General features: G+C 25.9%; 5 protein-coding genes. All 5 read left to right on the forward strand.

The window, feature by feature from the left end; genetic code table 11:
- Nucleotides 1-545: hypothetical protein (locus DWW23_RS26455; protein ID WP_199664157.1), on the forward strand; the 545-nt coding region annotated here is incomplete at its 5' end.
- Nucleotides 527-1,654 (forward strand): glycosyltransferase, encoded by a 1,128-nt coding sequence (locus DWW23_RS18860; protein WP_122355048.1) that lies wholly within the window; start codon nt 527-529, stop codon nt 1,652-1,654. The genes DWW23_RS26455 and DWW23_RS18860, both read left to right, overlap by 19 nt.
- A 9-nt stretch (nt 1,655-1,663) precedes the next feature.
- Nucleotides 1,664-2,893, forward strand: a complete 1,230-nt coding sequence (gene wzy, locus DWW23_RS18865) for an oligosaccharide repeat unit polymerase (protein WP_122355050.1) — start codon at nt 1,664-1,666, stop codon at nt 2,891-2,893.
- Complete coding sequence (locus DWW23_RS18870) at nt 2,862-4,025, forward strand: glycosyltransferase family 4 protein (protein ID WP_122355052.1); 1,164 nt, start codon at nt 2,862-2,864, stop codon at nt 4,023-4,025. The genes wzy and DWW23_RS18870 overlap by 32 nt, the downstream gene beginning before the upstream one ends.
- Before the next feature lie 7 nt (nt 4,026-4,032).
- Nucleotides 4,033-5,006, forward strand: a 974-nt coding sequence (locus tag DWW23_RS18875) for a glycosyltransferase family 4 protein (RefSeq protein WP_122355054.1), incomplete at its 3' end; no start/stop codon positions are given.

The raw sequence follows: 5,006 nt of genomic DNA on the forward strand, positions 1-5,006 counted from the left end.
ATTATATTTATATATGGACACAGGATTTATCAATTTCAATTTCAATTGAATTTGCTGCAATTATTCTTGTTATTGCAAATTTATTTGTTGCATTACAATATGGTCCATATTTTCTTGCATTAGCTAATGGTCATACAAAAACAAATATGATTTTAGGAATAATAACAATAATATTCCTAGTCATATTATTATTAAAGCTAACACCAATATATGGCATTAATGGAGCAGCAATACCATTCTTTATAGTAAATCTAATTATTTTTTTTGTATTAGGATTTATTATAATCAATAAATTTTTAAAATCAGAGTTTAAAATATGGTTCTTATATGATTCATTACTACCTTGCATTATCAATTTAGTGATGATTACATGTATTGTTAGCATTAGTAAAAAATTTCCTCAAGGATATTTTACATTAATATATGGATTTATTGCTTTTACAATATCTCTAATATGCTGTAGTTTAGTTTTTTTAAAACGTTTTCCGGAACACAAAAATAACAAAATAATAAAAAATATAATTACATGGTTTTACTTTCGATAATTATACCTACAAAGAATCGATATACATGTTTATTCCCGATTTTAGAATCTTTGACAAAATATATTATCAGAGAGGATATTGAATTTATTATACAGGACAATTCTGATAATAATCGTAGTGCTATTACTTTTTTTCAAAATTTCAAAGATAAAAGATGTCATTATTACTATATATCAACCCCGCTTTCTATTGCAGATAATACAATTCAAGCCATTAATCATGTCAGAGGGAAATATGTTACTTTTATTGGAGATGATGATTTGATTTCTCCATACATTGCAAATATTGTTGATAAGATGGAATCAATGGCAGCAGAAGCCTTAATTTTTAATTGCGGTTATTATTGGTGGAATTCTGTCAAATTTGAAAAGGAGAATTATTATAAAAGAAAAGAAGCTTTATGGATTCCTTCTACTATTTCAAGAAAATTTATCAAAAAAAATAGTTCAGATGAACTTAATTTACTTTTAAATAATGGAGGAACTTCAATATTTAATCTTCCTCGCTTTTATCATGGAATAATCACTCTAGAAATATTAAATAAAATCAAACAAAAAGTTGGTACTTATCTGATAGGATCATGTCCAGATATAGCTTTCGCAACTGCAATTGCTTTAGTTATTGATCAATACTATTATTTAGATTATCCAGTAACTATTTACGGAGCCTCAAGTAACAGTGGAGGAGGATTGAGTGCTAATAATAGACATTATGGAAAAATAGAGGATCAAAAATTTTTAAAGAAAAATATACTAGAAGTATGGGATATTAATATTCCACGTATTTGGTCTGAACTAACGATTTATTCAGAAACAGTATCTGAAGTTCTAAGAGAATTCAAATGTCACAGAAAATTAAATTACAATGCTCTTTATGCTTCAATGATTATTAATGAATTTTTTTTAATTAATTATTTAAAACCCACTCTAAATCAATATTATCATAAACACAGAATTGAATTATTCACTTTCATAAAAGTGACAATAAAAAAACTCGCCGGCAAAATTAATAGAAATCTGAAATTCAAATTGAAAAAACACAAATATAATGTTTTCATTATGCCAAATGTAGATAGTTGCATGAAAAAACTACTAGAATATAAATTTTAATTGCGTTATATGACAAATAAAAAGAAAGAAAAATTTGACCTATACTATTACGCAGGGAAATATATTATATACGGTTTTATTATTTGTGCTATATTATCATATATATACACTACTTGTACAAAGAAGTTAAATGGAGATTTTATGGCTGAAGATGTAGAACTACCAAATTGGCTTTTACTTATCAATTTAATTATAACATTATTACCATTTTTAGTACTAAAAAAATTATATACATATTTTAAGATTAAATCCAAAAAAGTTTCCAAAATATCAATCAACATTCGTTTTTTTTCTCAATTCATTTACTTTTTAATTATATGGCATATATTTGTAACAATAGTATGGGGAGTAGGAAAAATGGGATCGCCTATGTATTCTGCTCCTTCAATAGTACTCCCTTTTATACAATTTTTTAATCGACTTAATCCTGCTATTATTGGAATAATATTCATTTTTATTTGTAAAAGCAAGAAAGAAACATTATCAGTATGCATTTTAATAATAATTCTAGGTATCTTACGAGCAGGACTTGGTTCTTTCATATTTATAGCCATGACTCTTTTTGTTAAATACAACAAAGACATTATATATTACATAAAAAAGAGAAAAATTTCATTTCTAATAGCGTTATTCATTTTCCCCACTTTTGTTCAAATAATGTATACACTAAGAAGTAATCTTAGATCAGAAAATTATGGAGATTTAGAAAATCCTTCTGTTGTAACATTAATAGGAGGCAAATTAATAGGAAGACTTTCTAGTTTTTCTAATTCAGCAATTATTCTTCAAAATCCAGCTTATTTTGCAATTTCTTCTCAAATGTTAGATACCTATTATTTTCAAAAACAGGCATTAGCTGGTATCATAGGAGCCACCCATATGCCAAATGAAATTCCTGAAAATCAACTAATAAAAGCATTTGAGCCAAATGCCGAAAACGTATCATTCATGTTAGGAACACAAGGGAATTTACTTATGTCCTTATATAAATCACCTTATGTGTTTATATTAAATTCATTAACCATAATATTATTAATCACTTTAAATTTTTCATTAGCCATACGATTAAGATTTTCGCAGTCAACAGAATTTGCTTTAATCAATATGGTCTATTGTGTAATGAGTGGGGTCGCAAATGAATTTACTTTTTACCTATTCACCACGTTTCTGGTTCTGATCATTTTTTATTTATTCAAAATTATACCAAATGGCAAAAAACATATTATTTGTAATAAATAGTCTACCTTATCCACTCTATAAAGATGGCATAACATTAATCAATTATAGAATATTAGAAAAAGCGCCTACAGATTATAGATTTCATATTGTATCATTTTCTGAAAGTGACGAATTTACAAAAGAAAAATTATCAAAACTCTTTCCACAGATTATTCAAATATCATGCATTGGCAGTTCTAAACATTTAAGTGATTTAATAAATCTAATTTCTTATGTACTCTTGGGAAGACGAATATTTTCTAGTAAATATAAAGACTATATATGCAATATTGATCTAGATAGTTTTGATTTAATTTACTTTTGTGCACCACCCTCTCCTTTATATTTCAGAAAAATATCGAGCAAAACACCGATATTTCTCAATGCTGTAGATTCTTTTTCTTTACTTAATGAACGCTTTTATTTATATCACAAAACTCTTTTTTTTAAATTAAAAAAATGGTTATATATGCATGCTGAAAAAAAATGTTTTTCAGAAGCATCTATTGTTAATTTCGTTTCTGAAATTGATCGGAAATATATATTTGAAAAATTAAAATCAAACAATATTATTTCTATTACAAATGGAGTAGATCTTAATTATTTTTCATTTAACAATGATAATAGAGACGAAAAATCTATTCTTTTTGTAGGTAATTATAATTATAAACCAAACGTTGAAGCTGTAATTCATTTTGTCAATAAGATATTCCCAATATTAAAAAAAAGACATAATGGACTTAAATTTTATATTGTAGGTATAAATCCTCCATTCAATTTTTGTAGTAATGATATTATCGTAACAGGCTTTGTAAAAAATGTAAAAGAATATTATCAAAGATGCACTCTCTTTGTATCACCTCTTACAACAGGATCTGGTATAAAAAATAAAATATTAGAAGCAATGGCTTCTGGAATACCAGTTGTATCAACTTCTATTGGTGCAGATGGTATTAATGGACTTGTTACAAGTCAAAACATTGAAATTGCAAATGACAGTAATGAGATGATTAATAAAATTGATTTACTTTTAAAAAACAGTAAACTGCGTCATATACTATCCAAAAATGGAAGATTATTAATGGAAACTTATTATAGTTGGGATTCAATTATCTCCCAATATTACCAAACATTCGAATCTCTAAAAAAATAAAAATGAAATGAATATTGCATTTATAATACCTTCACTTGCAAACAAAGGACCTATTATTTTGGTTAAAGACTTATGTTTTCATCTACAAAAATTAAATTGTTTTTGCAAAGTATTCTATTTTGATAATATAATTGAAATAAATATGCCTTGTGAAGCTAAACAAATAAGTTGGAAAGAAAATATAGACTTCAAAATGTTTGATATAATACACACACATATGTATCGTCCTGATGCATATATTTTTTTCAAAAAGCCTTTAATATCAAATAAAACAAAATTCATCACAACTCTTCATCAACATTTAGGAGAACAAATACAGTATGCATTTTCTGGTTTAAAAAAAGATTTTATTATTCAATCTTGGTTGATTTATCTTAGACGATTTGATGCTATTGTTACACTAAATGAATATCATCAAGATTATTATAAAAACAAAAAAAAAATCAAAAACACATTCATCATCTTTAATGGAAGAAATGTTCAAACAAACTTAGATATAGATATTCAAGACAAAATATACATAGAGAAGTTTAAAGAAAAATATCAAATAATTGGTGCTATAGCCTATATAACTAGTCGTAAGGGTTATGAACAATTAATTCAGGCATTAATATCGTTACCAAAGTATGGATTATTATTTGTTGGAGATGGACCAGAAGTTGAGAATTTAAAAAATCTATCACACAAAATAGGAGTAGCAGAGCGATGTTTATGGTTAGGAGCTAAAGTTAATGGATATAGGTATTTAAAATATATTGATATTTTTGCCATGACAAGCCGTACAGAAGGTTTTCCATTAAGTCTTATTGAGGCGGCTGCATATGGGAAACCAGTATTATGTTCTAATATACCTCTTTTTAAAAGTATTGTTGATGATCAAAAAGTTTGCTTTTTTGATTTAGACAATATAAAATCTCTGCTTTCTTCATTAAATAAAATAGAGAGTAATAAAGATATCTATTCTAAGAATATATTAAAATA

The sequence above is a fragment of the Parabacteroides sp. AF14-59 genome, assembly GCF_003479515.1.
Lineage (GTDB): Bacteria > Bacteroidota > Bacteroidia > Bacteroidales > Tannerellaceae > Parabacteroides > Parabacteroides faecis.

Coding starts and splice junctions, on each gene's coding strand:
- DWW23_RS18860 (WP_122355048.1), top strand. CDS start 527: ATGGTTTTACTTTCGATAATTATACCTACAAAGAATCGATATACATGT.
- wzy (WP_122355050.1), top strand. CDS start 1,664: ATGACAAATAAAAAGAAAGAAAAATTTGACCTATACTATTACGCAGGG.
- DWW23_RS18870 (WP_122355052.1), top strand. CDS start 2,862: ATGGCAAAAAACATATTATTTGTAATAAATAGTCTACCTTATCCACTC.